At 35.6% G+C, this 2,454-nt stretch carries 1 protein-coding gene and 1 pseudogene; one reads left to right on the top strand and one right to left on the bottom strand.

From position 1 onward, the window contains the following. Positions 1 to 17 precede the first annotated feature (17 nt). Positions 18 to 530: pseudogene (locus UB32_RS20630) on the bottom strand (transposase); the annotation flags it as partial. Between the two features lie 167 nt (positions 531 to 697). On the opposite strand from UB32_RS20630, the gene UB32_RS00785 reads away from it, so the two are divergent. Continuing rightward, positions 698 to 2,454, top strand: a 1,757-nt coding sequence (locus UB32_RS00785) for a hypothetical protein (protein ID WP_044390401.1), incomplete at its 3' end; no start/stop codon positions are given.

Genomic DNA, 2,454 nt, shown 5'->3' on the forward strand with positions numbered 1-2,454 from the left:
AATTACGGGAATGCAGGTTGTAAGGTAGCGTTTGATTTAAGACGAATCACGTAATAAACGGATTCCTTTTCGCACAAATCGTACAAAGCAGGTACGGCAAAGCCACTGTCTCCTCGTACAAATAACGAAGTCTCTGGAAATTTCTCGTTAGAATGTTCAATCAATGGTTGAATAAATTCCACGACACCTTTTGAAGTATACACGTTTCCTGGACGTAAATTTGCTTTTAGAAAGTCTCCTGTTACACCATCAAAAGCAACTAATGGATGGTAGCCAATCGTTCCGTAATGGGAGTTGTAAGCTACGGATTCTTGATTTCCATAAGTATCTATGAAACCAGTATGATCAATGGTCTTGGATTTTTGTCCGTTGGCTCTAACAAAAAAATATTTGGGATAGCGGCAGGGAATATGGTGGGACACGGTTCCTGTCCCCGCGTCCTTTTTTAAACGTGCCTTATGATGATACTTGGGAGAATTTATTTGATATGAATGGTTTGCAAGCCGGACTAAAGAATGGTAGGTAACCATAAAGATAAAAAAATTTCGGCCGTTTTATTATATGATTGTTACTTTTCTCCTATACTTGTCTTCCCCTATAAAGGAAAATTCCATATTTTAGCGAATATTATAAGTGAGTTCATTTTTTGAAATAATATAAAACTATTAAAATTCTTTAATGTTGGGAGGGAGATTAAATGAGAATTTTTTCAGAGGACAGTTCTTTACAAACTATGAATAATCAGGTGGCAGCTATGATACCTATTTATAGTGTATTAGGGGATTTGCCACTATCTGAGAAGGATTTTCGTCTGTTGGCCTCAAGGATTGAGTTAGTTTTTGGTAGGGAAGGGTTTCAGGGAAGCAAATATTTGTTTAAAGAAAGCCTTGCAATTTTTTTAGTGTTTTCTGCGGTTTTTGAATATGAGGGAAGAGTTTTTTGGAGACCGATAGAAAGTTATCTTGGGGAATTATCTTATAACCGAAAAATGGAATTGTATTCTATTTTTTCAGAGGTGCTTGATAAGTATGACTTAAATCATTTTGAAAATGAGAGTGATGAAGGATATACCTATGTCACTCCAATCTTATGTCATGCTGGAATTCCTGTTAACGCATATGATAATTATTTTGGCGCTATAAGTAATACAGTAAATGATAGTTTTTACGATGATTTTGATGTAGACGATTATCTCTATTATCTTACAAATAAAACGGAAGTAACTGTTAGACGCTACATAAAGCTGTCTACTAAGAAGGATTCCTATAACTTTATTCAAAATACGAGGAAATTAATATTAAATGATTCGGTTGATCAAGATGACGAGATGGAGAACGGAAATTACACTCGTATGTTTGAGCAGGTTTCCATATGGAAGGAAAAGCCGAAGGTAAAGAAGAATCTGCAGGCTAGAAGCAATGTTCAAATAACAGCTCCCAAAATCAAAATTGATTTAGATGGGGTGGGTATTTATTTTGAGATTCCGCGAATCATCGTGAAGGATTGTTATGATTCCTATATCATTTGGGAAATCACTAGCGATGAAACAAGCCAACTAGTAAAGGCAGATTTTTTCCGAAGAAATTCCGTGTTGGTTTCCGAGGAAAAGATAATTACTTTGAAACCGGCTACAACCTACACGATTACCTTAAAGGTAGATGACCAGCAAATTTCTAAATGGGAGTTTGATGGAGTCAAAAATAAGTATATTGCCTTTTTGCCAAATGGGAATTTTATTAAGACAGAATGGCTTCCCAACACTTCCGTTATTTTTTTGATTCATAATGATAGTGAGATTTTGAATAAGGAAGAATTATCTGTGGCGGAAATGTCAAAAATTCCGTTATGGAATCAATATGATGTTTACAGTATTGATTTGACAAATTTGAAAACGTTACCATGCACTGGGTTTATTGTTCGGGTGAATACAGAAAATAAACCAACTTTAATTGGTGGCAAAACATTATTTAATCAAGAAAATTCTAGGGCATACATGGAATTGCCATACATTCAGGTTCCTGTTATTCAGGATGGTGAGTGGCATCTTGAAATAAAACATCGAGCTGAGAATGTCCTTGAAAAAATAAATGCAACGGTTCCTAACAATCGCGAATGGATAGAATTAAGTTCTTATATAACCGAAGATTGCTACGGGAATTATGACATAAAAATTTGGAACAGAAGCGGGATTACAGGTAAGTTCACTATTGAATATGTCCCTTTTGGAATGGTTCAGGTGGATCATCATGATTATTGGCCGAGCAGTTATCAAGGTTATATAAATAATATCCATACAGTTCGGACAAGTCCGGGAGTGGAGTTGGAGATTTATAATGCCGCAAAAGTTTCGGAAGTTCAATTCGGCGAATCTATTATGCATAAATATAAAGCGGGGGATAAGGATCGCTTCTTCATAGGTGAGTATCGCTATCGATACCATGATCATGTTTTTTT

Source organism: Mesobacillus subterraneus, from assembly GCF_000934845.1.
GTDB lineage: Bacteria > Bacillota > Bacilli > Bacillales > Cytobacillaceae > Mesobacillus > Mesobacillus stamsii.